The organism is Pseudomonas sp. MF6396 (assembly GCF_002018915.1).
Lineage (GTDB): Bacteria > Pseudomonadota > Gammaproteobacteria > Pseudomonadales > Pseudomonadaceae > Aquipseudomonas > Aquipseudomonas palmensis.
The window spans coordinates 183746-208205 of the sequence record NZ_MVOK01000004.1 but is presented as its reverse complement, the minus strand read 5'-3'; the positions used below and the strand labels follow the sequence as shown (position 1 = coordinate 208205).

Sequence of the window (24460 nt, the reverse complement as noted above, 5' to 3'; positions counted from 1 at the left end):
CCGGTTAAAACCGGAACACTTCCATCTCGGTACGAATCGGTGTCGCCATCGGAATCTTTGGCTTCTCCGGCTCCTTGCGCACCTGCTGTACCGGCGTGGCCTTCTTCGGCTGTTCCTGCACGATCGGCGGCTGATTGGCCAACGGCTTCAACGCCACGCTCAGCTGCTCGGCCAGACGCTGCAGCAGTTGCCCCTGCGCCTGTACCTGCGCCGCCGAGCTGCCTTCATGGGGCTGCTCGAAATGCACGATGCGGTTGTCACGCACCTGGCCACGACGATCAAGCAAGCGCCACTGGGCATCGAGGATCGCCGGCTGGCCAACGCCCGAGTCCAGGCGCGTGATCGACAGCAGCACCTGCACATCCGGGTTGAACCCGGTGCTGGCCGGTGCCAGCACCACACGCTGGCTGTCCAGGCGCCAGGCCAGCTGGCGCACCAGCAACTGGTCGATGTCGGCCGACAGGCTGCCCGCCCAGCGACCATCGGTCGCCGCCGTCAGGCTGCCGTCACGCTGGCGTTGCAGCAGGGTTTCGCGTTGCAGGTAGTCGGCCACCGAGACCGGCCCCAGCACCACGGCCATGCCGTTGCTCTGGCCAGGTTGCCCCGGCTCGCCACTGTCGAGCTGATACAGCGCTACCGGCTGGTGCATGCTGCACCCGGCCAAGCCCAGCACGCCACTGAGCAGTAGAACAAATGGAAGGCGCAGAAAAGTCATCATCCCATCCAGGCGGCCGCCACACGGCTTGCCGCAGTGATACTCATGAATACGTCGGGCACACAGCTACGCTGGCACCACAAGGGGCCTATCATCCGCGAAAGTTCCGTGCGACTCCAGTGTTTAAGCCGCAAACGGTCACTAAAATACCCGTTTGCGGCCACCAGGTCGCTTATTCGACGTTTTCCACCAGCAGCGCATCGACCCGCTGGAAGCCGCGCGGCAGCTTGTTGCCACGCCGCCCACGCTCGCCCTTGTAGTGCTCCAGATCATCGCCCTTGAGCGACAGGGTACGCTTGCCGGCCTGCAATACAAGGGTCGAACCTTCGGGAATCACTGCCAGGTCGGTGACAAATTCTTCACGACTGGCCACGCGGTCGCCCGGAATGCCGATGATCTTGTTGCCCTTGCCCTTGCCCAGCTGTGGCAGGTCGCTGATCTTGAACACCAGCAAGCGCCCTTCGGTGGTCACCGCCGCCAGCCAGTCCTGCTCGCGGTTGCCCACCGGGCGCGGCAGGATCACCTTGGCGTTGTTCGGCAGGCTCAACAGGGCCTTGCCGGCCTTGTTCTTGGCCTGCAGGTCTTCGCCCTTGACCACGAAGCCGTAGCCGGCATCGGAGGCAATCACGTACAAGCCGTCATCCTCGGGCATCAGCACGCACTCGAACGAAGCACCCGGCGGCGGGGTCAGGCGACCGGTCAGCGGTTCACCCTGGCCCCGTGCCGACGGCAGCGTATGCGCCGGCACCGAGTAGCTGCGGCCGGTGGAGTCGATGAACACCGCGTACTGGTTCGAGCGCCCCGCGGCTGCGGTCTTGAAGCCGTCGCCGGCCTTGTACGAGAGCCCGGTGGCATCGATGTCGTGGCCCTTGGCCGAACGTACCCAGCCCTTCTCGGACAGCACCACCGTGACCTTTTCGTTGGGCAGCAGGTCGTGCTCGGTCATCGCACGGGCTTCGGCGCGCTCGACGATCGGCGAGCGACGGTCGTCACCATAGGTTTCGGCGTCCTGCAGCAGTTCGGTGCGCACCAGTTTCTTGAGCTTGGCTTCGCTGCCCAGCAGCGCCAGCAGCTTGGCCTGTTCCTTGAGCAGTTCGTCCTGCTCGTTGCGCAGCTTCATCTCTTCCAGACGGGCCAACTGGCGCAGGCGCGTGTCGAGAATGTAGTCGGCCTGGATCTCGCTCAATGCAAAGCGCTCGATCAACCTGGCCCGTGGGTGCTCCTCGGTACGGATGATGTGGATCACTTCATCCAGGTTGAGGTAGGCGATCAGCAAGCCGTCCAACAGGTGCAGGCGACGCTCCACCTTGTCCAGGCGGAACTGCAGGCGACGGCGCACGGTCTGCACACGGAACTGCAGCCACTCGACCAGCAGCGTGCGCAGGTTCTTCAACTGCGGCTTGCCGTCCAGGCCGATGATGTTGATGTTGACCCGGTAGCTGGACTCAAGGTCGGTACTGGCGAACAGGTGCTGCATCAGCGCTTCGTGGTCGACGCGGCTGTGCACCGGGATGATCACGATGCGGCACGGGTTCTCGTGGTCCGATTCGTCACGCAGGTCGGCCACCTGCGGCGCCTTGGACGGCTTGGCCTGCATCATCGCGGCGATCTGTTCCAGCACCTTGGCGCCCGACACCTGGTGCGGCAGCGCGGTGACCACGATGTCGCCGTCCTCGATGTGGTACACGGCGCGCATGCGCACCGAGCCACGGCCGGTTTCGTAGATTTTCAGCAGGTCGGCGCGCGGGGTGATGATCTCTGCTTCGGTCGGGTAGTCCGGGCCCTGGATGTGCTCGCACAGCTGTTCGACCGTGGCCTTGGGCTCGTCGAGCAGGCGCACGCAGGCGGTGGCCACTTCGCGCAGGTTGTGCGGCGGCACGTCGGTGGCCATGCCCACGGCGATACCGGTGGTGCCATTGAGCAGGATGTTCGGCAAACGTGCCGGCAACACCAGGGGCTCGTCGAGGGTACCGTCGAAGTTCGGGCCCCAGTCCGCAGTGCCCTGGCCCAGTTCGCTGAGCAGCACCTCGGAATAGCGCGACAGGCGCGCTTCGGTGTAGCGCATGGCCGCGAAGGATTTGGGATCGTCCGGCGCACCCCAGTTGCCCTGGCCGTCGACCAGGGTGTAGCGATAGCTGAAGGGCTGCGCCATCAGCACCATGGCTTCATAGCAGGCCGAATCGCCATGCGGGTGGAACTTGCCGAGCACGTCACCGACGGTACGCGCCGATTTCTTGTGCTTGGAATCGGCGTCCAGGCCCAGTTCGCTCATGGCGTAGACGATGCGTCGCTGCACCGGCTTCAAACCGTCGCCGATATGCGGCAGCGCACGGTCCATGATCACGTACATGGAATAGTTGAGGTAGGCCTGTTCGGTGAAGTCAGCCAGTGACCGGCGCTCTACGCCATCGAGGCTGAGATCAAGGGAGTCGCTCATGCGGGCCTCATCATTTCAAGGTCTGGCGCAGCAGCAAGGTGCCGCCGCGCTGGGTAAATTCGAGTTGTTTCAGGGCACTCATGCCCAGCAGTACCTGCTCGCCGTCCAGCCCCGGCACCACCAGGGCGCGTACGTCGCGCAGCAGAATATCGCCCAGTTGCAGGCTGTCGAGGCGAGTGCGATAGCCCTCGGTACGACCATTGGCGGTACTCAGGGTCACGGGCGCACCACGCTCCAGGCTGAACTGCCGGGCCAGGCTCTCGGGGATCGCCACGTCGGTGGCGCCAGTATCCAGCAGAAAATGCACGGCCTGGCCGTTGATCAGACCGTCGGCCACAAAATGCCCCTGGCCATTGCCCAGCAGCCGCACCTCGACATAGCCATCGCCGTGCTGCGAGCTGATCTGGCTGTTGGGGTTGGCCTGGCGCTGTTCCCAGTCGCCAAAAAAGCGCGTGGCCAGGAACAGGCCGGCCGCCCACGCCAGCACCAGCATCACCCGGCCGGCACGCTTGCCCGGTGCCTGGCTCACGGTTTGGCGCTCCAGCCGCCCTGGGGCGCTGCAAAGCGCCACACGATCGGGCGGTTTTCGCCATCGGCGCGGCGACCGCCGTTGTTGTTCAGGCCTATCCAGGCACCCTTGGCATCGATCACCAGGGCCTCGGCCAGGCCGAACGGCTGCGAATACTGCCGCGATTCGATCAGGGCATCGGCAGCGAACGACCAGCAGCGCTCCACGCTTCCAGTGTCGGCATCACGCCGGCAGATACGGTAGGCGTTGCGCTCCAGGGTGAACAGCTTGCCTTCGAACAGCGCCAGGTCGGCAAAATCCCGGGGCCGCTCGCGGGCGTTGGGCATCTGCGCAGGCTGCATCTCGGTGCCGGCCTCGCTGAGCAGCACGCAGCCATCACCGCAGTGCCAGGTGGTCTGCTGGCGATTGATCGAAATCAGCCCGCGGCGCTCGCGCTCGGCGGCCAGCCACAGGCGATCGCCGGCCGGGTTCACGGCGATGCCTTCGAACAATGCATTGAAGTGAAGCAGCATGCCGCTGGCGCGCGCCTGGCGGACCATGCTCGGGTCGATCTTCAGCCAGCTGGGGTCGCCTGCGACCGGTACCTTGAGCACCGCCACATGGGTTTCGCTGACCAGGTAGTGATTGCCTGCGGCATCGCAACTGATGCCTTCGAAATCCAGCTCGCCGCCGCGCACGTAGGACATTGCCCAGTTGCTCGAGCGCAGGCCCCAGGGCAGGCCGCTGTCCGGCACCGGCGGCACCTCCAGGCGAATACCTTCGGCCTGCCACACCGTCTGGGTGGTGTCCAGGCGGTACAGCAGGTCGTCGTCGCGATCCGAGACGGTCCAGAGCTCGCCGTTGCACAGGGCCAGCCCCGACAGGTTGCCGCCACGCATGCCCTCTACCGGATGCTCGCTCTGCATCGCCAGCTCCGGCCAGGTTTCGGCCAGCGCCGGCACGCCCAGCAGTGACAACAGCGCTGCCAGGCACCGAGCGATCAAGCCAGTACCTCGGCCAGGTTGCCTTTGGACTCCAGCCAGCTCTTGCGGTCGCCCGCACGTTTCTTGGCCAGCAGCATGTCCATGATCTCGCGGGTGCCTTCGAGGTCTTCCAGGGTCAACTGCACCAGGCGCCGGGTGTTCGGGTCCATGGTGGTTTCACGCAGCTGCGGCGGGTTCATCTCGCCCAGGCCCTTGAATCGGGTGACCTGCGGCTTGCCGCGCTTCTTCTCGGCCACCAGGCGGTCGAGGATGCCGTCGCGCTCGGCCTCGTCCAGGGCGTAGTAGATCTCCTTGCCCAGGTCGATGCGGTACAGCGGCGGCATCGCCACGTACACGTGGCCGGCCTCCACCAGCGGGCGGAAGTGCTGCACGAACAGGGCGCAGAGCAAGGTGGCGATGTGCAGGCCGTCGGAGTCGGCGTCGGCCAGGATGCAGATCTTGCCGTAGCGCAGCTGGCTCATGTCGGTGGCACCGGGGTCGACGCCGATGGCCACCGCGATGTTGTGCACTTCCTGACTGGCCAGCACTTCGCCGCCGTCGACTTCCCAGGTGTTGAGGATCTTGCCGCGCAGCGGCAGGATGGCCTGGAACTCCTTGTCGCGCGCCTGCTTGGCCGAACCACCGGCCGAGTCACCCTCGACCAGGAACAGCTCGGCGCGCATCGGGTCCTGCCCGGCGCAGTCGGCCAGCTTGCCCGGCAGTGCCGGGCCCTGGGTCACGCGCTTGCGCTCGACCTTCTTGCTGGCCTTGAGCCGGCGCCCGGCGTTGTTGATCGCCAGTTCCGCCAGTTGCATGCCCACTTCGGGGTGGGCGTTGAGCCACAGGCTGAAGGCATCCTTGACCACGCCGGAAACGAATGCGGCGGCCTCGCGGGACGACAGGCGCTCCTTGGTCTGGCCGGAGAACTGCGGCTCCTGCATCTTCATCGAGAGCACGAAGCTGATGCGCTCCCACACGTCCTCGGGGGCCAGCTTGACCCCGCGCGGCAGCAGGTTGCGGAACTCGCAGAACTCACGCATGGCATCGAGCAGGCCCTGGCGCAGGCCGTTGACGTGGGTGCCGCCCTGGGCGGTGGGGATCAGGTTGACGTAGCTTTCCTGCACGCTGTCGCCGCCTTCGGGCAGCCACAGCAAGGCCCAGTCCACGGCCTCCTTGTTGCCCGCCAGGCTGCCGCAGAACGGCGCGTCGGGCAGGCGCAGGAACTCGCTTACCGAGTCTTCGAGGTACGAGCGCAGGCCGTCCTCGTAATGCCACTCGACCTTCTCGCCGGTGCCTTTGTCCTCGAAGCTGACCAGCAGCCCCGGGCACAGTACAGCCTTGGCCTTGAGCACATGCTTGAGGCGGCTGATGGAAAACTTGGGCGAGTCGAAATACTTGGGATCGGGCGCGAAGTACACGCTGGTACCGGTGTTGCGCTTGCCGACGGTACCGATCACTTCGAGCTCGGTGGCCTTGAAGCCGTCGGCGAAGGTCATCTGGTACTCGTTGCCGTCGCGCTTGACCCGTACCCGTACCTGGTTGGACAGGGCGTTGACCACCGAGATGCCCACCCCGTGCAGGCCGCCGGAGAACTGGTAGTTCTTGTTGGAAAACTTGCCGCCGGCGTGCAGCTTGGTGAGGATCAGCTCGACGCCCGACACGCCCTCTTCGGGGTGGATGTCCACGGGCATGCCGCGACCGTCGTCGGACACTTCCAGCGAATGGTCTGCATGCAGGATGACCTGCACGGTGCGGGCGTGGCCGGCCAGCGCTTCGTCGACGCTGTTGTCGATGACTTCCTGGGCCAGGTGATTGGGCCGGCTGGTGTCGGTGTACATGCCCGGGCGCTTGCGCACCGGGTCAAGGCCGGAGAGGACTTCGATGGCGTCTGCGTTATAGGCGCTAGCGCTGGGATTGGCCATGGGTTCTCGTCGTCAGTCGTAGGTGAAAATAATCAGTCAAAGTACAGAAAAATCGAATGCCTGGTACACCTGCGGTGCAATGCCGGCAAAGCTCAGCATGGCCGGCAGGTGCTGCGCGAAGCCCTTGAAGCTGTGGTCGCCACCGGCCTCGATGCGTAGCGCACAGGCCCGATAGAAGGCCTGGGCACGGCGGTAGTCCAGGGTTTCATCGCCCGTCTGCAGCCATACCTGAAAGCGCTCGGGGTCGCTCGGTGCGGGCACTTCCAGCTCGGCCAGGGCCTGCACGTGGTCCAGTGTCAGCTCCCAGGTTTCCCCGGTGTAGAAATTCTGCTGCGGGCCCAGGTAGCCGTCGAACAGTTGGTGCGGATTGACGGCCGGGTTGATCAGCAAGGCCTTGAGCCCGTGGCGCTGGGCCAGGTGGGTGGCATAGTAGCCCCCGAGCGAGCTGCCGACCAGCAATGGCGAACCCAGCTCGGCGATGGCACGTTCAAGCTGCGCCACGGCCTGGCGCGGATGGTTGTCCAGCAGGGGCACGCGCAGCTGCCCGGCCAGCCCCAGCTGCTGCATCACACTGCTCAGCTGGCTGGCCTTGGTCGAACTGGGCGCACTGTTGAACCCGTGGATATAAAGAATCGAACCCGACATGATCGCCCCCGATGCCCATGCAACGCCCGTCGCAACGAGCACAAAAGACGCGCAGTTTAGCCTGTTCGAGAAGCCTTGAGCGGCAACTTTCAAACATCAGGTTACAACCGGGCGGTGATATTCGCGTTCACTTGCAGCTTGCAGCGCTCAGTACCCACTGCTGCCGTAATCGACGGTGAAGGCAAAGTCGGTCACGCGCGAGACCCCGGTCTCGAGCCTGCCGTCGTCATGCAGGCGCAGCCAGCGATACCCCGGGGCCTGGTCGCCCACCTTGAAGTCTTCACTGCCCGGCTCGAACTGAATGCAGGTGGACGGCGAGGCGAGCAGACGCACACCGTCACGCAGCTGGTCCCACTCCTGGTGGATATGCCCCCAGAGCAGCGCGCGCACCTGTGGATAACCCTTGAGCAGGTCGAACAGCGCATCGGCGTTGCGCAGCCCGATGGGCGCCATCCAGGCGCAATCGATGGAAACCGGCTGGTGATGGAAGCAGATCAGGCAATGGCGCTGCGGTGCGGCCTCCAGGGCCTGCCTGAGCAGTTGCAGCTGATCGTCTGCCAGCAGCCCCGGCACCGAGCCGCACACGGCCGAGTTGAGCATGATCACCCGCCAGGCGCCGGCATCCACCACCGGCTCGAGCAGCGCGCTGCCGCGTGCCACCTGGGCCATGGGGAACGGTTCGTCGTGATTGCCGGCCAGCCAGCGGGCTGGGGCCGGAATCCTGCCGCTGAGGGCCAGAAACTGCAGATAGGATTCGACGCTGCCATCCTGCGACAGGTCGCCGGTGGCCAGCACCAGGTCGACCACCGGCTGTTCGTCGAGTACACGCTCGACCACCCGGCGCAGGCTGTCGCGGGTGTTCATGCCCAGCAGCGTGCCTTCGGCTTCGGCGAACAGATGACTGTCGGAGAGCTGCACCAGCAGCACCGAGGCGTCACGGGAAGGGATGATCGAGTGCGGCAAGGCCGTCTCCTTGGGCGGATTCTGCACGATTATGGTGGGAATGCAGGCAACGGCAAACCCCGCGCCCACGACACCGGTCACATTTTCAGCGAACCGCTTCCAGTTCGTGGCCGCAGGCCAGGCAATGGCTCAGCCACTCGCCCAGGAACAGGTTGAGCTGGGCCTTTTCGTCCGGCTGGTGCATGGCCGCATTGGGGTATGGGTAGACACTGCGAAAGCGCCGCGCATGCTCGGCACTGACCACCTCGGCCATGCGCGCGTCGTGGTACACCTGCACCTCCAGCTGCGGCACCGGCAGCCACGGCAGGCTGTGCTCCTGGCGCACGCGCAGGGTGGTGGTGTAAGGGCAGGCCAGCACCACGTCGAGCACCAGCACGCCGAGCATCTGGTCACCCTGGGTCATGCCGATGCGGCGCGAGCTCTGGGTGGTGCGCATGTCGGGCAACAGGCGCATCAGGCGCGCATAGTTGGCCTCGCAGGCAGCCTGCAAGCCGACCAGATCGACCCGGTAGCGCTCGCGCAACAGATTCACGACCACAGACCCCTGACTTCATCACGGTTCAACGCCAGCCATTGCAGGGCGATGATGCTCGCGGCATTGGCAATGCGCCCATCGCGCACGGCCTGCAACGCATCCTCGAACGCCCAGGCCTTCACGCGAATGTCTTCGCCCTCTTCTTCCAGCCCGTGCAGGCCGCCCGCGCCGTCGCTGTGGCAACGCCCCAGGTACAGGTGCACGAATTCATCGCTGCCGCCGGGCGACGGAAAGTACTTGGTCATCTGCCACAGCGCACTGAATGTCAGCCCAGCTTCCTCCTGCGCCTCGCGGTGCGCAACCTCCTCGGGCTGTTCGTCCTTGTCGATCAGACCGGCGACCAGTTCCACCAGCCAGGGGTTGTCGACCTTGCCCATGGCGCCGACACGAAATTGCTCGATCAGCACCACTTCGTCACGCTGCGGATCATAGGGCAGCACGCACACTGCGTCGTGGCGCACGAACAGCTCACGGCTGATCTCGCGGCCCATGCCGCCGGCAAACAGCTCGTGGCGCAGGTGCAGCCGGTCGAGCCGGTAAAAGCCCTTGAAGCAGTTTTCGCGCCGCACGATCTGTACGTCGGTCGGAATGGCCTTTGGCTTGTCTGTCATGGATACCTCGTTACCCCATTACCACGTCGCGCCATCCTAACCTGCACACTGCGCGGTTTCACCCCTTTAAAACAATCGTGCGGGCTGCGAGGATAGGCGCAGCCTTTCTTGTCAGCTTAGTGGCGAACCGACGGCATTGCCGACGGTCCAAGCCCGATTACCGTTGCACTACAAGGATCATCATGTCACTTGCGAAATTAGCCTGCGTGACCGCCCTGGCCTTGACCCTGGGCGCCTGCCAGAGCCTGTTCCAGCCCAACATGCGCGTGCCGCTCGAGGTCAAGCGCGACAGGTGGGAGCACATCAAGCCGGGCTGCACCGCAGCCGACTGCCCGCTGGTGAACATCGACACGGTGCACTTCCCCACCAACCCCAAGCTCGATGCGATCGTCGAGCGCAGCCTGCTCAAGCTCACCAGCGATGGCGAGGGCGCACCGTTGCCGGCCTCGCTCAAGTCCTACGAGGACAGCTACCTGCAATCGGCCCAGAGCCGCAACAGCAGCTACCTGCAGGCCAAGGTACGCGAGCAGCATGACGGCTTGGTGATCATCGAGTTGTCCAGCTACCTGGACACCGGCGGCGCGCACGGCATGCCGGGGCGCGGCTTCATCAACTATTCGCGCCAGCAGGACAAGGTGCTGACCCTGCAGGACATGCTGGTGCCGGGCCAGGAGGCGACCTTCTGGAAGACCGTCGAAGAGGCCCACAAGGGCTGGCTGATCAGCACCGGCATGGACAAGGACGCCGAGTTCGTGAAGAACTGGCCGTTCCAGAAGTCACCGCACGTCGCCCTGACCTACGGCGCGGTGGTGGTGAAGTACGAGGTGTATGCCATCGCCCCGTACTCCATGGGCCACATCGAGCTCAAGATTCCCTACCCGCGCCTGAACGGCGTGATCAGGCCCGAGCTGTTTCCCGGCCGCGGTTGAAGCCCAGCAACAGATGCAGCGCCCCTGCCAGCAGCAAGGCTGGCAGGGTGGCGCCAACGTCTGCGGCGTAATGCGCCAGCACATGGTAAGTCGCCACGCCACAGGCCCACGCCACCAGCGCCCCGTAGTGCAGGCCGTCGACCACACCCGGCAGGCGACGCCGGCGCAGCACGTAGTGGTCGCTCAGCACCACACCGAACAGCGGCGCGAACACCGAGCCGATCAGCAGCAGGAAGTTCTCGTACTGGCCCAGCGGCGCGAAGCAGGCGATCAGGGTGCACACCACGCCGATCGCCAGCGCCAGGTGCTCGACCTTCACGCCTGACAGCAGGCTGCTGGACACCGCCGCCGAGTGGATGTCGGCAAAGGCCTTTTCCGACTCGTCGAGCAGCACCAGCAACAGCGGGATGCCAAAGCCTGCGCCGGCCAGCGCCAGCAGCAGGGTGCTGGCTTCGCCATCGGTGGCGAAGGCCAGGATGTAGGCCACGCCCAGGCTCATCATCCACAGGTTGCCGATGAAGTAGCCCAGTGCGGTGCCCACGAACACCTGCCCCGAATGCCTGCCGAAGCGCGAGTAGTCGGCAATCAGCGGCAGCCACGACAGCGGCATGGCGATGGCGATGTCAAAGCCCACCCCCAGCGACATCGAGCCGTCCCCGGCGCGCGCCCACAGGGCAGCCAGGTCGGCCTTGGCGAACAGGTTCCAGGTCAGCCACAGGCAGGCGCCCAGCAGCAGCCAGATGCCCCATTTGCGCAAAATGCGGCGCACGAAGGTCAGCGGGCCGGCCACCGCCAGCGCGGTGGCCAGGGCGCCGAAGCACAGTGCCCACAGCAGCGGGCTGACCCACAGGCTGTCGGCGCCGAAGGCCCGCGCACCGAGCAGGCTGGCGGCGTCGCGCATCACGATGATTTCGAACGCGCCCCAGCCAACCAGTTGCAGCAGGTTGAGAATGGCCGGCAGCGCCACGCCGTGGCGTCCCAGGCTCAGGCGCAGGGTGCCCATGGCCGACAGGCCGGTGTCGCTGCCGATGACGCCGGCGGCGGCCAGCAGCAGAACGCCGACCAGCGTGCCGAGGGTGATGGCCAGCAACGCGCCGGACAGGCCCAGGCCGGGGCCGAGCAAGGCGCCGGTCTGCAGCACCATCAGGCCGATGCCGAGGGAGAACCACAGGGAGAACAGGTCCCGCGCGCCGAAGACGCGCTGGCTGTCGGGAATGGGGGAATCGGGGGAGTAGTGGCTGGGTGTGCTCACGATCAGGGCTCGGCAGGAGAGTGGGGGTTGGATTGCAGGACGCTTTCGCCGGCAAGGCCGGCTCCTACAGGGATTCGTCTCGCCTGTAGGAGCCGGCCTTGCCGGCGAAGGGATCGCCTCAGACCTTCTGGTACAACTGGCTGCCTTCCTGGCGGAACCGCTCGGCCTGCTCGCGCATGCCCTCTTCTACCGCCACCTCGACCGGCTGGTTGGCGGCGTATTCACGCACTTCCTGGGTGATCTTCATCGAGCAGAACTTCGGCCCGCACATCGAGCAGAAGTGCGCGACCTTGGCCGAATCCTTGGGCAGGGTCTCGTCGTGGAACGAGCGTGCGGTGTCCGGGTCCAGGCCCAGGTTGAACTGGTCTTCCCAGCGGAACTCGAACCGCGCCTTGCTCAAGGCGTTGTCGCGGATCTGCGCGCCCGGGTGCCCCTTGGCCAGGTCCGCCGCGTGCGCGGCGATCTTGTAGGTGATGATGCCGGTCTTGACGTCGTCCTTGTTCGGCAGCCCCAGGTGCTCCTTGGGCGTCACGTAGCAGAGCATCGCGCAACCGAACCAGCCGATCATCGCCGCACCGATGCCCGAGGTGATGTGGTCGTACCCCGGCGCGATGTCGGTGGTCAGCGGGCCCAGGGTGTAGAACGGCGCCTCGTCGCAGCACTCGAGCTGCTTGTCCATGTTCTCCTTGATCAACTGCATCGGCACATGGCCGGGGCCTTCGATCATGCACTGCACGTCATGCTTCCAGGCGATCTTGGTCAGCTCGCCCAGGGTCTCCAGCTCGCCGAACTGCGCCGCATCGTTGGCGTCGGCGATCGAGCCCGGGCGCAGGCCGTCGCCCAGCGAGAAGCTGACGTCGTAGGCCTTCATGATTTCGCAGATTTCGTCGAAATGGGTGTAGAGGAAGTTTTCCTTGTGATGCGCCAGGCACCACTTGGCCATGATCGAGCCGCCGCGGCTGACGATGCCGGTCACGCGCTTGGCGGTCAGCGGCACGTAGCGCAGCAGCACGCCGGCATGGATGGTGAAGTAGTCCACGCCCTGCTCGGCCTGTTCGATCAGGGTGTCGCGAAACAGCTCCCAGGTCAGGTCCTCGGCCACGCCGTTGACCTTCTCCAGTGCCTGGTAGATCGGCACCGTACCGATCGGCACCGGCGAGTTGCGGATGATCCACTCGCGGGTTTCATGGATGTGCTTGCCGGTGGACAGGTCCATTACCGTGTCCGAGCCCCAGCGGATGCCCCAGGTCAGCTTGGCCACTTCTTCCTCGATGGAGGAGCCCAGCGCGCTGTTGCCGATGTTGCCGTTGACCTTCACCAGGAAATTGCGGCCGATGATCATCGGCTCCAGCTCCACATGGTTGATGTTGGCCGGAATGATCGCGCGGCCGCGAGCGACTTCCTCGCGTACGAATTCGGCGGTGATCTCCTTGGGGATGCTTGCGCCGAAGCTGTGCCCGGCGTGCTGCTGGTCGAGCAGGCCGGCGGCGCGGGCCTCCTGCAGCTTCATGTTCTCGCGGATGGCCACGTACTCCATCTCGGCGGTGATGATGCCCTGGCGCGCGTAGTGCATCTGGCTGACGTTGACGCCGGCCTTGGCCCGGCGCGGGTTGCGCACGTGGGCAAAGCGCAGCTTGGTCAGTTCCACGTCGTTCAGGCGCATCTGGCCGAAACTGGAGGACAGCCCGGCCAGGCGCTCGGTGTCGCCACGCGGGTCGATCCAGGCCGAGCGCACATCGCCCAGGCCCTTGCGCACGTCGATCTGCACGGTGGGGTCGGTGTAGGGGCCGGAGGTGTCGTACACCAGCACCGGCGCGTTGGCTTCGCCGCCGAAATCGGTGGGGGTGTCGTCCAGGCTGATTTCGCGCATCGGCACCTGGATATCGGGGCGCGAGCCCTGCACGTAGATCTTGCGCGAACGGGTGAACGGCTGCACGGACTGCTCGTCGACCTTGGCCGATTCACTCAGGTGCGCGGGGTATTTTTGTTTTTGGCTCATCACAGGCTCTCCAGACGGGTTGGCAGTCGGAGTGAACCTGAAAGGCACGGGCGCACCAGGGCTGGTGCTGTGCCGAAAACGGAAGATGCCACACCAGCCAAAAAGCTGAAATGACAATCCCGCAGCCGACACAAGAGGGCTCGCGGGAGACGAGCAATCTTGTTCCCTACGCAGGCGCTAACCTGATCAGGTTCAACGGGATCCGGAATTATCCGATCTCAGCCTCAACGCAAGGCACCCCGACAAGAACGCGCCCAGCATAGACCGGTGCGACGCGAAACGCCAACAGTCCAAGCACAAGCATGATAAAAGGCGCAAATAGCGGATTGTTGCAAAATGCCTGCGCAACTACACTCATCGGTTCAGAAATACTCAACCGTTCAAGGACTGCCCTATGCTGCGCAAACTTTCACTGGCCCTCGCCGTGTCGTGTGCTACCAACGGAATGGCCTGGGCAGCAGAACCGCCCCTGTCGGTACGCACCGATCTGGTCAGCGTGTATCAGGAAGCGGTGAACAACAACGCCGACCTGGCCGCTGCCCGCGCCGACTACGGCGCCCGCAAGGAAGTGGTGCCCCAGGCCCGTGCCGGCCTGCTGCCCAACCTCTCGGCCGGCGCCGAGATGATGAACAGCCGTACGAAGATCGACCACCCCTCGATCACCGCCAACCGCAGCGGCAACTCCTGGCAGGCCACCCTGGCCCAGCCGATCTTCCGCGCCGACCGCTGGTTCCAGTTGCAGGCAGCCGAAGCGGTGAACGAACAGGCGGCGCTGGAGCTGTCGGCCACCGAACAGAACCTGATTCTGCAAAGTGCCGAGAACTACTTCGCCGTGCTGCGCGCCCAGGACACCCTGGCCTCGACCAAGGCCGAAGAAGCCGCGTTCAAGCGCCAGCTCGACCAGAGCAACGAGCGCTTCGACGTGGGCCTGTCGGACAAGACCGACGTGCTGCAGTCCCAGGCCAGCTACGACACCGCACGGGCCAACCGCATCGTCGCGCAGCGCCAGGTGGACGACGCCTTCGAGGCCCTGGTGACCCTGACCAACCGCGACTACAACTCGGTGCAGGGCATCGTGCATACCCTGCCGGTGCAGGTACCCACGCCCAATGACGCCAAGGCCTGGGTAGAAACCGCCGCAAAGCAGAACCTGAACCTGCAGGCCACCAACTACGCGGTCAACGCGGCCGAGGAAACCCTGCGCCAGCGCAAGGCCGGGCACGCGCCGACGGTGGACGCGGTGGCGCGCTACCAGAAGGGTGACAACGACAGCCTGGGCTTCAGCAACCCCAACCTGACGGGCCAGAACTACCGCGGCGACGTGGAGCAGACCAGCATCGGCCTGCAGCTGAACATCCCGATCTACAGTGGCGGGCTGACCAGCTCGCAGGTGCGCGAGGCGTACCAGCGCCTGAGCCAGAGCGAACAGCAGCGCGAGAGCCTGCGTCGCCAGGTGGTGGAAAACACCCGCAACCTGCACCGCGCGGTGAACACCGACGTGGAGCAGGTGCAGGCGCGCAAGCAGTCGATCATTTCCAACCAGAGTGCGCTGGAAGCGACCGAAATCGGTTACCAGGTGGGTACGCGCAACATCGTCGACGTGCTGGATGCACAGCGCCAGCTGTACACCTCGGTGCGCGACTACAACAACACCCGGTATGACTACATCCTCGACAACCTGCGCCTGAAGCAGGCCGCCGGGACCTTGAGCCCGCAAGACCTGAATGACCTGGGTCGCTACCTCAAGCCCGACTACAACCCGGACAAGGACTTCCTGCCGCCGGACCTGGCCAAGGCGGCGCAAGCCAATTTCGAAAGGCCCTGAAACAGCTTCGCCGGCAAGGCCGGCTCCTACAGGTGTTGCGCACCCCGTGTAGGAGCCGACCTTGCCGGCGAACAGGCCTCACGCCTTGAGCAGATTCCCCAGCCCATCCAGCAGGCGCTTCAACGCCCCCTGATTGGCCCGCATCACCCCGACCCCCGCCTCGCCCATCTTCAGTGCATCGCTGGGCAGCTCGATCAGGCGCCGCACCTCGGCCGTCAGCCCCTGGGCATCATCCACTTCGCACAACGCCCCCGCCTCGCGCAGCATTGCCGCGATCTCGAGAAAGTTGAACAGATGCGGCCCACTCAGCACTGGCCTGGCCAGTGCAGCCGGCTCCAGCAGATTGTGCCCGCCGTTGGGCACCAGGCTGCCGCCGACGAACGCGATGTCCGCCAGCGCATACAGAAACAGCAGCTCGCCCATGGTATCGCCCAGCAATACCTGGCAATCCGCCGTCACCGGCGCCCCGCCAGAGCGGCGCACCGTGGAAAACTGCGCTGCGCACAACCCATGCACCGCGTTGAAGCGCTCCGGATGACGCGGTACCAGCATCAGCAGCGCGTCCGAATGGTGCGCCAGCAACTGCCGATGCGCTGCCAGGATCACCTCGTCCTCGCCCTCATGGGTGCTTGCGGCAATCCACACCGGCCGTTGCAGCGCCTGCCATTCTTCACGCAGCGCCCTGGCGCGCACCGGCAGCTGCGCATCGATGGTCAGGTCGAACTTGATCGAGCCGGTCACCTCCACGCACTCGGGCCGCGCACCGAGCTGGCGAAAACGCTCGGCCTCGGTTTCGGTCTGCACCGCGATCAGGCTCATCTCGGCCAGCATCGGCCGGGTCAACCCGGCAAAACGCGCATAGCCCCTGGCTGAACGCGCCGACAACCGCGCATTGGCCAGCGCCACCGGTATGCCACGTCGGGCGCACTGGTAGATATGGTTGGGCCACAGCTCGGTCTCCATGATCACCGCCAGTTGCGGGCGTGCACGCTCCAGAAACCGTGCCGCCGCCCACGGCAGGTCGTACGGCAGGTAGCAGTGCTGGATGCGTGGCTCGTTTGCGAACAGCGCCTGGATGCGCTCGGAGCCGGTGGGCGTCATGCAGGTGATGGTGATCGGCAACTGTGGATAACGTTGCAGCAGGGCACGCACCATCGGCGCGGCGGCGATGCTCTCGCCCACCGACACCGCATGCACCCAGATGCCCCCCGGCTGCAGGGGCGGCAGCTTCAGGCCGAAGCGCTCGGCGATGCGCCGGGCATAGGCCGGCGCCTTGCGCGAGCGCAGGTACAGGCGCAGCGCGACCAGCGGCAGGCCCAGGTGAAACAGCAGGGTATATAGGGTTCTGTTCATGGCGCCGAAGTGTACTAGCCAATGGCGCACAAATGCACTGCGAAGCGCTCGGCCAGCCAGCGCGCGGCCGGCCCCAGCGGCTCGTCGCGGCGCCACGCCAACTCCACCACCAGCGCCGGCGGGCGCCACTCGCTGGCAAGCTCCAGCATCTGCTGCTGGTAGGCCGGGTACTGCACCACATGGCGCGGCAGCCAGGCCCAGCCCAGCCCGCGCATGAGCATCTCGGCCATCACGTAGAAGCTATCGGCGCGCCAGATCTGCGGGCTGATCGGTTCGCCGCCAGGGTAGCCGCTCTGCTGGGGCGTGATCAGCAACTGACGGTGCTGCGCCAGCTGCTGGCGGTTGACGCTGGCCAGTTGCGCCAGCGGGTGATGCACCGCGCACACGGTGACCATCTCCACGCTGCCCAGCGCCTGGCGCTCCAGCGCTGCAGGCATGTGCTCGTGGTGGAACATCAGGCCCAGGTCGGCACGGCGCTCCAGCAGCTTGCGCGCCACATCGCCCTGGGCCCCGCTGGCCACCTGGATTTCCAGCAGCGGGTACTGCACGGCCAGCTCGTCGAGGCTGTCGAGCACCGGCTGGAAGGGCATGGCCTCGTCCTGCGCCAGGCGCAGTTGCGCCTCCTGCCCGCGCATCAGCGCCTGCGCCCGGCCGTCCAGGCGCTCGCACTGGCGCAGCAGCTCGCGTGCCTCCTCGAGCAACGCCTGGCCGGCATCGGTCAGGCGCGGCTGACGCCCGCTGCTACGCTCGAACAGCGTGACCCCAAGGTCGGCCTCGAACAACGCGATGGCGTTGCTGACCGCCGACTGGGCCTTGCGCTGCTCACGCGCCACCGCCGAGAACGAGCGCAGTTCGGCGACCCGCACGAAGGTGCGAAGCTGTTCGAGGTTCCATTGACCGTGCATGCCAGCCTATCTCCAGAATAGATAGGTAATGACTTTACCCCATTGTGCCATCCTCTAGAATGCGCGACCAGAACAGAGGACTACCATGAACGCCTATACCTACCTGGCCATCGCCATCTGCGCCGAAGTCATTGCCACCGCCTCGATGAAGGCGGTCAAGGGCCTGAGTACGCCGCTGCCCCTGCTTCTGATGGTGTGCGGCTACATCGTGGCGTTCTGGATGCTGACCCTGGTGGTGCGCAGCATTCCGGTAGGCATTGCCTACGCCATCTGGTCGGGCCTGGGCATCGTGCTGATCAGCATCGCGGCGCTGGTGATCTACGGGCAGAAACTGGATGTGCCGGCAATGCTCGGCATGGCCATGATCGTCGGCGGCGTGGTGGTGATCCAGGTGTTCTCCAAAACCACCGGGCATTGATGAGCGACAGGGTACGAAACCTCACAGGCTGTATACTGCGCTCCTGTCTTTGCTTGTGAGGTGCGTGCATGTCATCCGTTATTTCCACCGACGTGCTGATCGTCGGCGCAGGGGTCGCAGGCCTCTGGCTCAATGCCCGCCTGCGCCGCCTGGGCTACTCGACGGTGCTGGTGGAACGCGCCAGCCTCGGTGGCGAGCAGACCCTCAAGTCCCAGGGGATCATCCACGGTGGTGCCAAATACGCCCTGCACGGTGCGCTCACCGGCGCCTCCGAGGCCATTGCCGACATGCCGCGGCGCTGGCGCGAGGCCCTGGCCGGCAACGGCGAACTGGACCTGAGCGGCGTGCGCCTGCTGTCCGAGGCGCACTACCTTTGGTCGCCCGGCACCCTGGCCGGCAACCTCACCAGCTTCTTCGCCAGCAAGGCGGTACGCGGCCGGGTCGACCAGGTCAAGGGCGACCAGTTGCCCCCTGCCCTGCAGGACCGTGCCTTCAAGGGCAAGGTGTACCGCCTGGCCGAACTGGTGGTGGACGTGCCGAGCCTGCTCGCGCGCCTGGCAGAGCTGGCCGGCGACAGCCTGCTGGCCGGTGAACATATCGAACCGCTGCATGAAGGTGACGAACTGGTCGGCTTGCGTGTCGATGGCCGCGATATCCGCGCCCAGCGCGTGGTGCTCAGCGCCGGTGCCGGCAATGCCGCGCTGCTGCAAAGCCTGGGCCTGAGCCAGCCGGCCATGCAGCGCCGACCGCTGCACATGGTCATGGCCAAGGGCCCGAGCCTCAAGCCCCTGTACGCCCACTGCCTGGGCGGCGGGCCCAAGCCGCGCATCACCGTGACCACCCACCCGGCCGCCGACGGCCAGTGGGTGTGGTACCTGGGCGGCGACCTGGCCGAAGCCGAGGGCGTTGCCCGCGAACCCGAAGCGCAGATCGCTGCCGCCCGCAAGGAGGTCGCGGGGCTGCTGCCCTGGGTCGACCTCAGCCAGGTGCAGTGGGCCACCGTGCGTGTCGACCGCGCTGAACCTGCGCAATCGGGCCTGGTGCGCCCCGACAACGCCTTCCTCGCCGACCAGCAGCGCCTGCTGGTGGGCTGGCCGACCAAGCTGGCCCTGGCACCGGACTTCGCTGACCGCGTGCTGAACAGCCTGGAACGTGACGATATCAAGCCAGGCAATCTGCCTGCCCTGCCGCCCCTGCCAAAACCGCCCCTGGCACAACCGGTATGGGAGCAACTGCTGCCATGAGCCTGCCGACCCTGCACCCCTATCACCGCCCGCTGGGCAGCACCGGCCTGAGCGTTTCCCCGCTGGGGCTGGGCACGGTCAAGCTGGGCCGCGACCAGGGCGTCAAATACCCCAACGGCTTCACCATCCCCGACGACGACGAGGCCCGCCTGCTGCTGCGCCAGGCCCGTGAGCTGGGCATCAACCTGATCGACACCGCACCGGCCTATGGCCGCAGCGAAGAGCGGCTGGGCCCATTGCTGCGCGGCCAGCGCCACGACTGGGTGATCGTCAGCAAGGTCGGCGAAGAGTTCGACGACGGCCACTCGCACTTCGACTTCAGCGCCGCCCACACGCGCCGCTCGGTGGAACGCAGCCTCCAACGCCTTGAAACAGATTGTATCGATCTTGTACTGGTGCATTCCGACGGCAACGATCTGCGCATTCTGCAGCAGGAAGCGGTGTACGAAACCCTGGCCCGACTCAAGCAGGAAGGCAAGATTCGCGGCTTCGGGCTGTCCGGCAAAACCGTCGAAGGGGCGCTGCAGGCCCTGCAAACAGGCGATTGCGCGATGGTTACCTACAACCTCGACGAGCAGGGCGAACGCCCGGTGCTGGACTATGCTGCCGAACACGGCAAGGCGATTCTGGTGAAAAAGGCCTTGGCCAGCGGTCATGCCTGCCTGGCCCCGGGCGTCGACCCGGTGCGGGCCAGCTTCGAGCTGCTGTTTGCCCACCCCGGGGTGAGCAGTGCTATTGTCGGCACCATCAATCCCGTGCACCTGGCCCACAACGTGGGCGTGGTCGCCAAGATCCTGAGCCAGCGCTGAGCCGCCGTCGCGGCCGACCCCAACGCAAGAAGGAGCCGAGATGCCGCGCACGCTGATCCGCAAGAACCCCAGCAACTTCAAGACCCTGCCCCTGCATGTGGAAGCCGGCCCCGAGGGCCTGAGCTACCAGAGCATCGGCATGCCGCTGAACTTTGCCCAGACCCTGCAGCGGCGCAAGGCGATCCAGGTGGCCGACCCCGAGCGTTTCGCCGTGGAGCTGGCCAACCTGGGCGTTTCGGTGCGCCTCACCCTGCAGTGGCAGAACCGCGACTACTGGGTACTGGTGCGCCAGCGCCGCCAGGATCGCGGTGATGTGGTGCTCAAGCTGATCTCCGGTTACGTGCCCGCTCAGGAGCTGAACCTGCCCCTGCACACGGCCGTGCAGGAAGTGGCCGAGGAATGCCTGCTGGAGACCCCGGAAGGCTGGCTTGGGGGGCGTTTCAACGACACCTGGTTGCCGGCGCCGTACGCCGACGCGCTGCATTACCGTGAAGCGATGCCCTTCGTGCTGACCCCTCACTCGGGGGCCGCGCGACCGGTGCGCTGTGGCAACCAGCCGTTGATCGAGCGACCGCGAGCCTATGTCCACCTGCCCACGGCGTCACTGCAACTGATTTATGACCTGCGCCTTCAAGTGCCCAGGGAAGCCAAATCATTGAGCCTGTTCCATGTGGACGAGCGCCTTGAGGGCGACCAACTGGTGGCACGCCTCAACCGCAGCCGGCCAGACTTGTACCTGATGCCGCTGGAAGACGGTCAGCCGCAGGCCGAGCTGTACACCCTGAAGAAGGACCGATTGGTGCCGGCGAGTACACGTGGTATCTACCTGGCCGAAAGCTTTGCCCGCCAGGATGGCTGGCTGGTGCGTGAAGAGCGGATTCGCTGGAAGGACTGGCTGAGGCAGCAGGGGCTGGTGGCGCCCAGGCCGGACTCGAAACTTAAAAGGCTGACGGGCAAGGCCCGCCAGCTGTTGGGGCTGGCGTTACAGAAGTAGGACGTTTTTGCAGGCCCTAATTGCGGGTCAAACCACTCAGTTCTTGCGGATTTTCTCCACGATCGCCGTGGTCGAGCTGTTTTCCACCAGCCCCAACACCTTCACCGTACCGCCATAAGCCTTGACGATATCGGCGCCCACCACCTGATCGATGCCGTAGTCGCCACCCTTGACCAGCACGTCGGGCTTGACCTCGGCAAGCAGGTTTTCCGGGGTGCCTTCGGAGAAGCTGATGACCCAGTCCACTGCCCCCAGCCCCGCCAGCACCGCCATGCGCCGGTCGACACTGTTGATCGGCCGACCCGGCCCCTTCAGGCGACTGACCGAAGCATCGTCATTGACCGCCACGATCAACCGGTCGCCCTGCGCACGCGCCTGCTCCAGGTAGGTCACGTGCCCGGCATGCAGAATGTCGAAGCAGCCATTGGTGAACACGATCTTCTCGTTGTGCGCCCGCGCATCGTCGATGGCCAGCAGCAACTGCTCAAGGCTCAGCACCCCGCGCTCGGAGCCTTCTTCGCGCTGGATGGCGCGGCGCAGTTCCGGCGCGCTGATGGCCGCCGTACCCAGCTTGCCGACCACGATGCCGGCAGCCAGGTTGGCCAGACCGACCGCATGGGGCAGCTCCTCACCGGCGGCGCTCGCCGCCGCCAGGGTGGAGATCACGGTATCGCCGGCACCGGTCACATCGAACACTTCACGCGCCCGTGCCGGCAGGTGCATGGCCGGATGGCCCGGGCGCAGCAAGGTCATGCCGTGCTCGCCTCGGGTCACCAGCAAGGCGCCCAGTTCCAGTTCGCGCATCAGCTCGCCGCCCTTGCTGACCAGTTCGGTCTCGTCGGCGCAATGCCCGACGATGGCCTCGAACTCGCCCAGATTCGGCGTGATGACGCTGGCGCCGCGGTAGATCGAGAAATCCTTGCCCTTGGGGTCGGCCAGCACCGGAATGCCCTTGGCTCGCGCGGCCTGGATCAGGCTCTGGTGGTTCTTCAATGCGCCTTTGCCGTAGTCGGACAGCACCAGCACCTTCACCCCTTCGAGCAGGGCGTCGACTTCGGCGCCCAGCGACAGCGGGTCGGTGGCAAAGGGTTCTTCGAAATCGATGCGCAGCAATTGCTGGTGACGGCTCATGACCCGCAGCTTGACGATGGTCGGCTGATGGGCGATGCGCTGGAAGATCGAACGCACCCCCGCTGCCTGCAGGCTGTTGGCCAGGCTGTCGGCGGCCTCGTCCTGGCCGGTGACGCCCACCAGCGAGGCCGGCGCACCCAGCGCGGCAATGTTCAGCGCAACGTTGGCCGCACCACCCGGACGGTCCTCGATCTGCTCGACCTTGACCACCGGTACCGGGGCTTCAGGTGAAATGCGAGAGGTACCGCCATGCCAGTAGCGGTCGAGCATGACATCCCCGACCACCAGTACCGGAGCTTGATCGAAACGCGGCATGGACAACTTCATGGGCAACCCATATAGACAAAATGAACAGGGGCGGGATATTAGCACAGCCCTGGCACCGGCCTGTTCGGCGCCGGTAACCTGCTGTGACAACCAGGGCGCAGAACGCGCCCTGGCAGGGTGACTCAGGTGATGTCGGCCTTGGCCGGCTCATCCAGGCCCATGGCGTGCAGGCGCGCGTAATAGCCGTTTTCAGCCAGCAACTGGCCGTGCGTGCCACGCTCGACGATGCGCCCCTGATCCATCACCAGGATCAGGTCGGCCTTCTCGATGGTCGACAGGCGGTGCGCGATCACCAGGGTGGTACGGCCTTTCATCACCTGGTCCAGGGCGGCCTGGATGTGCCGCTCCGACTCGGTGTCGAGGGCCGAGGTGGCCTCGTCCAGAATCAGCAGCGGTGCATTCTTGAGCAGGGCCCTGGCGATCGCCAGACGCTGGCGCTGGCCGCCGGACAGCAGTACGCCGTTCTCGCCGACCTCGGTGTCCAGCCCTTGGGGCAACTGATCGATGAACTCCTTGGCATACGCGTCGGCTGCCGCAGCCTCGATCTGCTCGCGCGGCGCACCGGCCAGGTCACCGTAGGCGATGTTGTTGGCCACGGTGTCGTTGAACAGGGTCACATGCTGGGTCACCTGGGCAATGTGCCGACGCAGGTTACGCAGGCGGTACTGCTCCACCTCCACGCCATCGAGCAGGATCTCTCCCTCGGCATGCGGGTAGAAACGCGGTATCAGGCTGGCCAGGGTCGACTTGCCGCTGCCCGAACGCCCAACCAGCGCCACCATCTGACCCGGCTCGGCGGTGAAGCTGATGTCATCGAGCACGCGGCGCTCGCTACCCGGGTAGGTGAAGCTCAGGTGGCGTACATCCAGGCGCCCGGTAACCCGGTCGCGCTCGACGGTGCCGTGGTCGACTTCCGGCTCCACATCCAGCTGCTCGAAGATGCTCTCGGCCCCCGACACACCCTTCTGGATGGTCGAGCTGACTTCCGACAGCTGGCGGATCGGCTTGGGCAGCAGACCGGCCGCGGTAATGTAGGCCACCAGGTCGCCGGCGGTGGAGTCGCCGCGCAGGTACAGCACCAGGAACATCAGCACGGCCATGGCCGAGTAGATCACCAGTTGCAGCATCGGTGTGTATACCGCGCTGGTCTTGGTCATGCGCAGCTGCTTCTCGGTGTTGCTCTGGCTGGCATCGGCGAAGCGCTGCTGCTCGTAATTCTCGCCCCCGAAACTGCGCACCACGCGATAGCCCTGGATGGTCTCGGACGCGACATGCGTCACATCGCCCATGGCCACCTGGATCTTCTTGCTCTGCTTGCGGAATTTCTTGCTCGAACTGCTGACCATCAGCGCGATCAGCGGCAGGATCGCCAGCATCACGATAGTCAGCTTCCAGTTCATCCACAGCAGATAGCCGAACAGGAACACCACGGTCAGGCCTTCGCGGATCACAACCTTGATTGCATCGGTGGCGGCGCCGGTGACCATGGTCACGTTGAAGGTGATACGCGAAATCAGGTGTCCGGAGTTGTGGCTGTCGAAATAGCGGTTGGGCAGTACCAGCAACTTGTTGAACAACTCCACCCGCAGGTCGTGTACCAGGCCCAGGGAAACCTTGGCCAGAAAGAAGTTGCCCAGAAACGAGCCCAGGCCCTGCCAGGCGGCGATCAGCACGATCAGCAGCGGCACGGCCTGCAACAGTTGGAGGTCACGTAGGTAAGGCACGTTGGGGAACAACACCGCTTCGGGATTGCTCAGCCCATCGACGAAATACTTGAGGATGCCCGCCAGCATGGGCTGGGTCGAGGCGAATATCACGAAGCCGAGGATACTCAGCAGGAAAATGCCAATGTAGGGCTTTACGTAGGTCAACAGTCGGAAATAGATCTTCAGACTGGAGCTCTGCTGCGCCGTGCGCGGTGTTTCAGCCATCTTCGAGCTCACTGTTCAGGTTGA

General features: G+C 65.4%; 21 protein-coding genes and 1 riboswitch. Of the genes, 6 read left to right on the top strand and 15 right to left on the bottom strand.

All coding sequences use genetic code 11. From position 1 onward, the window contains the following. Positions 1 to 4 precede the first annotated feature (4 nt). The 9 genes from MF6396_RS05755 to MF6396_RS05715 all read right to left on the bottom strand — a co-directional run bounded on the left by MF6396_RS05755 (position 5) and on the right by MF6396_RS05715 (position 9319). The gene (locus MF6396_RS05755; protein ID WP_043863554.1) at positions 5 to 715 is read right to left on the bottom strand and encodes a PqiC family protein; all 711 of its coding nucleotides are present in this window, start codon (positions 713 to 715) and stop codon (positions 5 to 7) included. Between the two features lie 172 nt (positions 716 to 887). Beyond that, positions 888 to 3152 carry a DNA topoisomerase IV subunit A gene (gene parC, locus MF6396_RS05750; RefSeq protein WP_054915737.1) on the bottom strand — a complete coding sequence of 755 codons (2265 nt, stop codon included), beginning with the start codon at positions 3150 to 3152 and terminating at the stop codon, positions 888 to 890. A 10-nt stretch (positions 3153 to 3162) separates the two neighbouring features. Next, a complete protein-coding gene (locus MF6396_RS05745; protein WP_078479871.1) occupies positions 3163 to 3681 on the bottom strand; it encodes a retropepsin-like aspartic protease family protein in 519 nt (172 codons plus the stop codon). Continuing rightward, positions 3678 to 4664 (bottom strand): esterase-like activity of phytase family protein, encoded by a 987-nt coding sequence (locus tag MF6396_RS05740; RefSeq protein WP_078479870.1) that lies wholly within the window; start codon positions 4662 to 4664, stop codon positions 3678 to 3680. Before MF6396_RS05740 ends, MF6396_RS05745 begins: the two co-directional genes overlap by 4 nt. After that, a complete protein-coding gene (parE, locus tag MF6396_RS05735) occupies positions 4661 to 6565 on the bottom strand; it encodes a DNA topoisomerase IV subunit B (RefSeq protein WP_043863558.1) in 1905 nt (634 codons plus the stop codon). The genes MF6396_RS05740 and parE overlap by 4 nt, the downstream gene beginning before the upstream one ends. Before the next feature lie 36 nt (positions 6566 to 6601). Beyond that, positions 6602 to 7210, bottom strand: coding sequence for a YqiA/YcfP family alpha/beta fold hydrolase (locus tag MF6396_RS05730; RefSeq protein ID WP_078479869.1), 609 nt, complete (start codon positions 7208 to 7210; stop codon positions 6602 to 6604). 147 nt (positions 7211 to 7357) lie between these two features. Beyond that, positions 7358 to 8173, bottom strand: a complete 816-nt coding sequence (gene cpdA, locus MF6396_RS05725) for a 3',5'-cyclic-AMP phosphodiesterase (RefSeq protein ID WP_054915740.1) — start codon at positions 8171 to 8173, stop codon at positions 7358 to 7360. A gap of 85 nt (positions 8174 to 8258) precedes the next feature. Further along, positions 8259 to 8711: a DUF1249 domain-containing protein gene (locus tag MF6396_RS05720; RefSeq protein ID WP_043863561.1), complete on the bottom strand. Its 453-nt coding sequence runs from the start codon at positions 8709 to 8711 to the stop codon at positions 8259 to 8261. Beyond that, entirely contained in the window at positions 8702 to 9319 is a 618-nt protein-coding gene (locus MF6396_RS05715) for an NUDIX domain-containing protein (protein WP_078479868.1), read from the bottom strand. Before MF6396_RS05715 ends, MF6396_RS05720 begins: the two co-directional genes overlap by 10 nt. Positions 9320 to 9501: 182 nt before the next feature. On the opposite strand from MF6396_RS05715, the gene MF6396_RS05710 reads away from it, so the two are divergent. After that, positions 9502 to 10248 (top strand): RsiV family protein, encoded by a 747-nt coding sequence (locus MF6396_RS05710; protein WP_043863563.1) that lies wholly within the window; start codon positions 9502 to 9504, stop codon positions 10246 to 10248. Here the strand turns inward: MF6396_RS05710 and cytX are convergent. Both cytX and thiC read right to left on the bottom strand, forming a co-directional pair. Then, positions 10217 to 11500: a putative hydroxymethylpyrimidine transporter CytX gene (gene cytX, locus MF6396_RS05705; protein WP_078479867.1), complete on the bottom strand. Its 1284-nt coding sequence runs from the start codon at positions 11498 to 11500 to the stop codon at positions 10217 to 10219. The genes MF6396_RS05710 and cytX overlap by 32 nt on opposite strands. Positions 11501 to 11618: 118 nt before the next feature. After that, positions 11619 to 13499 (bottom strand): phosphomethylpyrimidine synthase ThiC, encoded by a 1881-nt coding sequence (gene thiC, locus MF6396_RS05700; RefSeq protein WP_078479866.1) that lies wholly within the window; start codon positions 13497 to 13499, stop codon positions 11619 to 11621. A gap of 146 nt (positions 13500 to 13645) precedes the next feature. Then, a riboswitch (TPP riboswitch) is annotated at positions 13646 to 13751 on the bottom strand. Positions 13752 to 13893: 142 nt separating this feature from the next. On the opposite strand from thiC, the gene MF6396_RS05695 reads away from it, so the two are divergent. Next, positions 13894 to 15324 carry a TolC family outer membrane protein gene (locus MF6396_RS05695; RefSeq protein ID WP_043863566.1) on the top strand — a complete coding sequence of 477 codons (1431 nt, stop codon included), beginning with the start codon at positions 13894 to 13896 and terminating at the stop codon, positions 15322 to 15324. 78 nt (positions 15325 to 15402) lie between these two features. Here the strand turns inward: MF6396_RS05695 and waaA are convergent, their stop codons facing one another. Both waaA and MF6396_RS05685 read right to left on the bottom strand, forming a co-directional pair. Next, positions 15403 to 16677 (bottom strand): lipid IV(A) 3-deoxy-D-manno-octulosonic acid transferase, encoded by a 1275-nt coding sequence (gene waaA / locus MF6396_RS05690; RefSeq protein ID WP_078479865.1) that lies wholly within the window; start codon positions 16675 to 16677, stop codon positions 15403 to 15405. A gap of 14 nt (positions 16678 to 16691) precedes the next feature. Continuing rightward, a complete protein-coding gene (locus MF6396_RS05685) occupies positions 16692 to 17582 on the bottom strand; it encodes a LysR family transcriptional regulator (RefSeq protein WP_078479864.1) in 891 nt (296 codons plus the stop codon). An 85-nt stretch (positions 17583 to 17667) separates the two neighbouring features. On the opposite strand from MF6396_RS05685, the gene MF6396_RS05680 reads away from it, so the two are divergent. The 4 genes from MF6396_RS05680 to MF6396_RS05665 all read left to right on the top strand — a co-directional run bounded on the left by MF6396_RS05680 (position 17668) and on the right by MF6396_RS05665 (position 21047). Continuing rightward, positions 17668 to 18000, top strand: a complete 333-nt coding sequence (locus tag MF6396_RS05680; protein WP_043863569.1) for a DMT family transporter — start codon at positions 17668 to 17670, stop codon at positions 17998 to 18000. Positions 18001 to 18068: 68 nt separating this feature from the next. Continuing rightward, positions 18069 to 19244 carry an NAD(P)/FAD-dependent oxidoreductase gene (locus MF6396_RS05675; RefSeq protein ID WP_078479863.1) on the top strand — a complete coding sequence of 392 codons (1176 nt, stop codon included), beginning with the start codon at positions 18069 to 18071 and terminating at the stop codon, positions 19242 to 19244. Continuing rightward, positions 19241 to 20053 (top strand): aldo/keto reductase, encoded by an 813-nt coding sequence (locus MF6396_RS05670; RefSeq protein WP_078479862.1) that lies wholly within the window; start codon positions 19241 to 19243, stop codon positions 20051 to 20053. Before MF6396_RS05675 ends, MF6396_RS05670 begins: the two co-directional genes overlap by 4 nt. Positions 20054 to 20093: 40 nt before the next feature. Further along, positions 20094 to 21047, top strand: coding sequence for a hypothetical protein (locus MF6396_RS05665; RefSeq protein WP_043863572.1), 954 nt, complete (start codon positions 20094 to 20096; stop codon positions 21045 to 21047). Between the two features lie 36 nt (positions 21048 to 21083). Here MF6396_RS05665 and hldE read toward each other — a convergent pair whose 3' ends face one another. Both hldE and msbA read right to left on the bottom strand, forming a co-directional pair. Continuing rightward, positions 21084 to 22505: a bifunctional D-glycero-beta-D-manno-heptose-7-phosphate kinase/D-glycero-beta-D-manno-heptose 1-phosphate adenylyltransferase HldE gene (hldE, locus tag MF6396_RS05660; protein WP_078479861.1), complete on the bottom strand. Its 1422-nt coding sequence runs from the start codon at positions 22503 to 22505 to the stop codon at positions 21084 to 21086. A gap of 122 nt (positions 22506 to 22627) precedes the next feature. Further along, positions 22628 to 24436, bottom strand: a complete 1809-nt coding sequence (gene msbA, locus MF6396_RS05655) for a lipid A export permease/ATP-binding protein MsbA (RefSeq protein WP_058541611.1) — start codon at positions 24434 to 24436, stop codon at positions 22628 to 22630. Positions 24437 to 24460 lie beyond the last annotated feature (24 nt).

Coding starts and splice junctions, on each gene's coding strand:
- MF6396_RS05670 (WP_078479862.1), top strand. CDS start 19,241: ATGAGCCTGCCGACCCTGCACCCCTATCACCGCCCGCTGGGCAGCACC.
- msbA (WP_058541611.1), bottom strand. CDS start 24,436: ATGGCTGAAACACCGCGCACGGCGCAGCAGAGCTCCAGTCTGAAGATC.
- MF6396_RS05730 (WP_078479869.1), bottom strand. CDS start 7,210: ATGTCGGGTTCGATTCTTTATATCCACGGGTTCAACAGTGCGCCCAGT.
- MF6396_RS05665 (WP_043863572.1), top strand. CDS start 20,094: ATGCCGCGCACGCTGATCCGCAAGAACCCCAGCAACTTCAAGACCCTG.
- MF6396_RS05710 (WP_043863563.1), top strand. CDS start 9,502: ATGTCACTTGCGAAATTAGCCTGCGTGACCGCCCTGGCCTTGACCCTG.
- MF6396_RS05675 (WP_078479863.1), top strand. CDS start 18,069: ATGTCATCCGTTATTTCCACCGACGTGCTGATCGTCGGCGCAGGGGTC.
- hldE (WP_078479861.1), bottom strand. CDS start 22,505: ATGAAGTTGTCCATGCCGCGTTTCGATCAAGCTCCGGTACTGGTGGTC.
- MF6396_RS05685 (WP_078479864.1), bottom strand. CDS start 17,582: ATGCACGGTCAATGGAACCTCGAACAGCTTCGCACCTTCGTGCGGGTC.
- waaA (WP_078479865.1), bottom strand. CDS start 16,677: ATGAACAGAACCCTATATACCCTGCTGTTTCACCTGGGCCTGCCGCTG.
- parC (WP_054915737.1), bottom strand. CDS start 3,152: ATGAGCGACTCCCTTGATCTCAGCCTCGATGGCGTAGAGCGCCGGTCA.
- thiC (WP_078479866.1), bottom strand. CDS start 13,499: ATGAGCCAAAAACAAAAATACCCCGCGCACCTGAGTGAATCGGCCAAG.
- parE (WP_043863558.1), bottom strand. CDS start 6,565: ATGGCCAATCCCAGCGCTAGCGCCTATAACGCAGACGCCATCGAAGTC.
- MF6396_RS05715 (WP_078479868.1), bottom strand. CDS start 9,319: ATGACAGACAAGCCAAAGGCCATTCCGACCGACGTACAGATCGTGCGG.
- MF6396_RS05680 (WP_043863569.1), top strand. CDS start 17,668: ATGAACGCCTATACCTACCTGGCCATCGCCATCTGCGCCGAAGTCATT.
- MF6396_RS05755 (WP_043863554.1), bottom strand. CDS start 715: ATGACTTTTCTGCGCCTTCCATTTGTTCTACTGCTCAGTGGCGTGCTG.
- MF6396_RS05695 (WP_043863566.1), top strand. CDS start 13,894: ATGCTGCGCAAACTTTCACTGGCCCTCGCCGTGTCGTGTGCTACCAAC.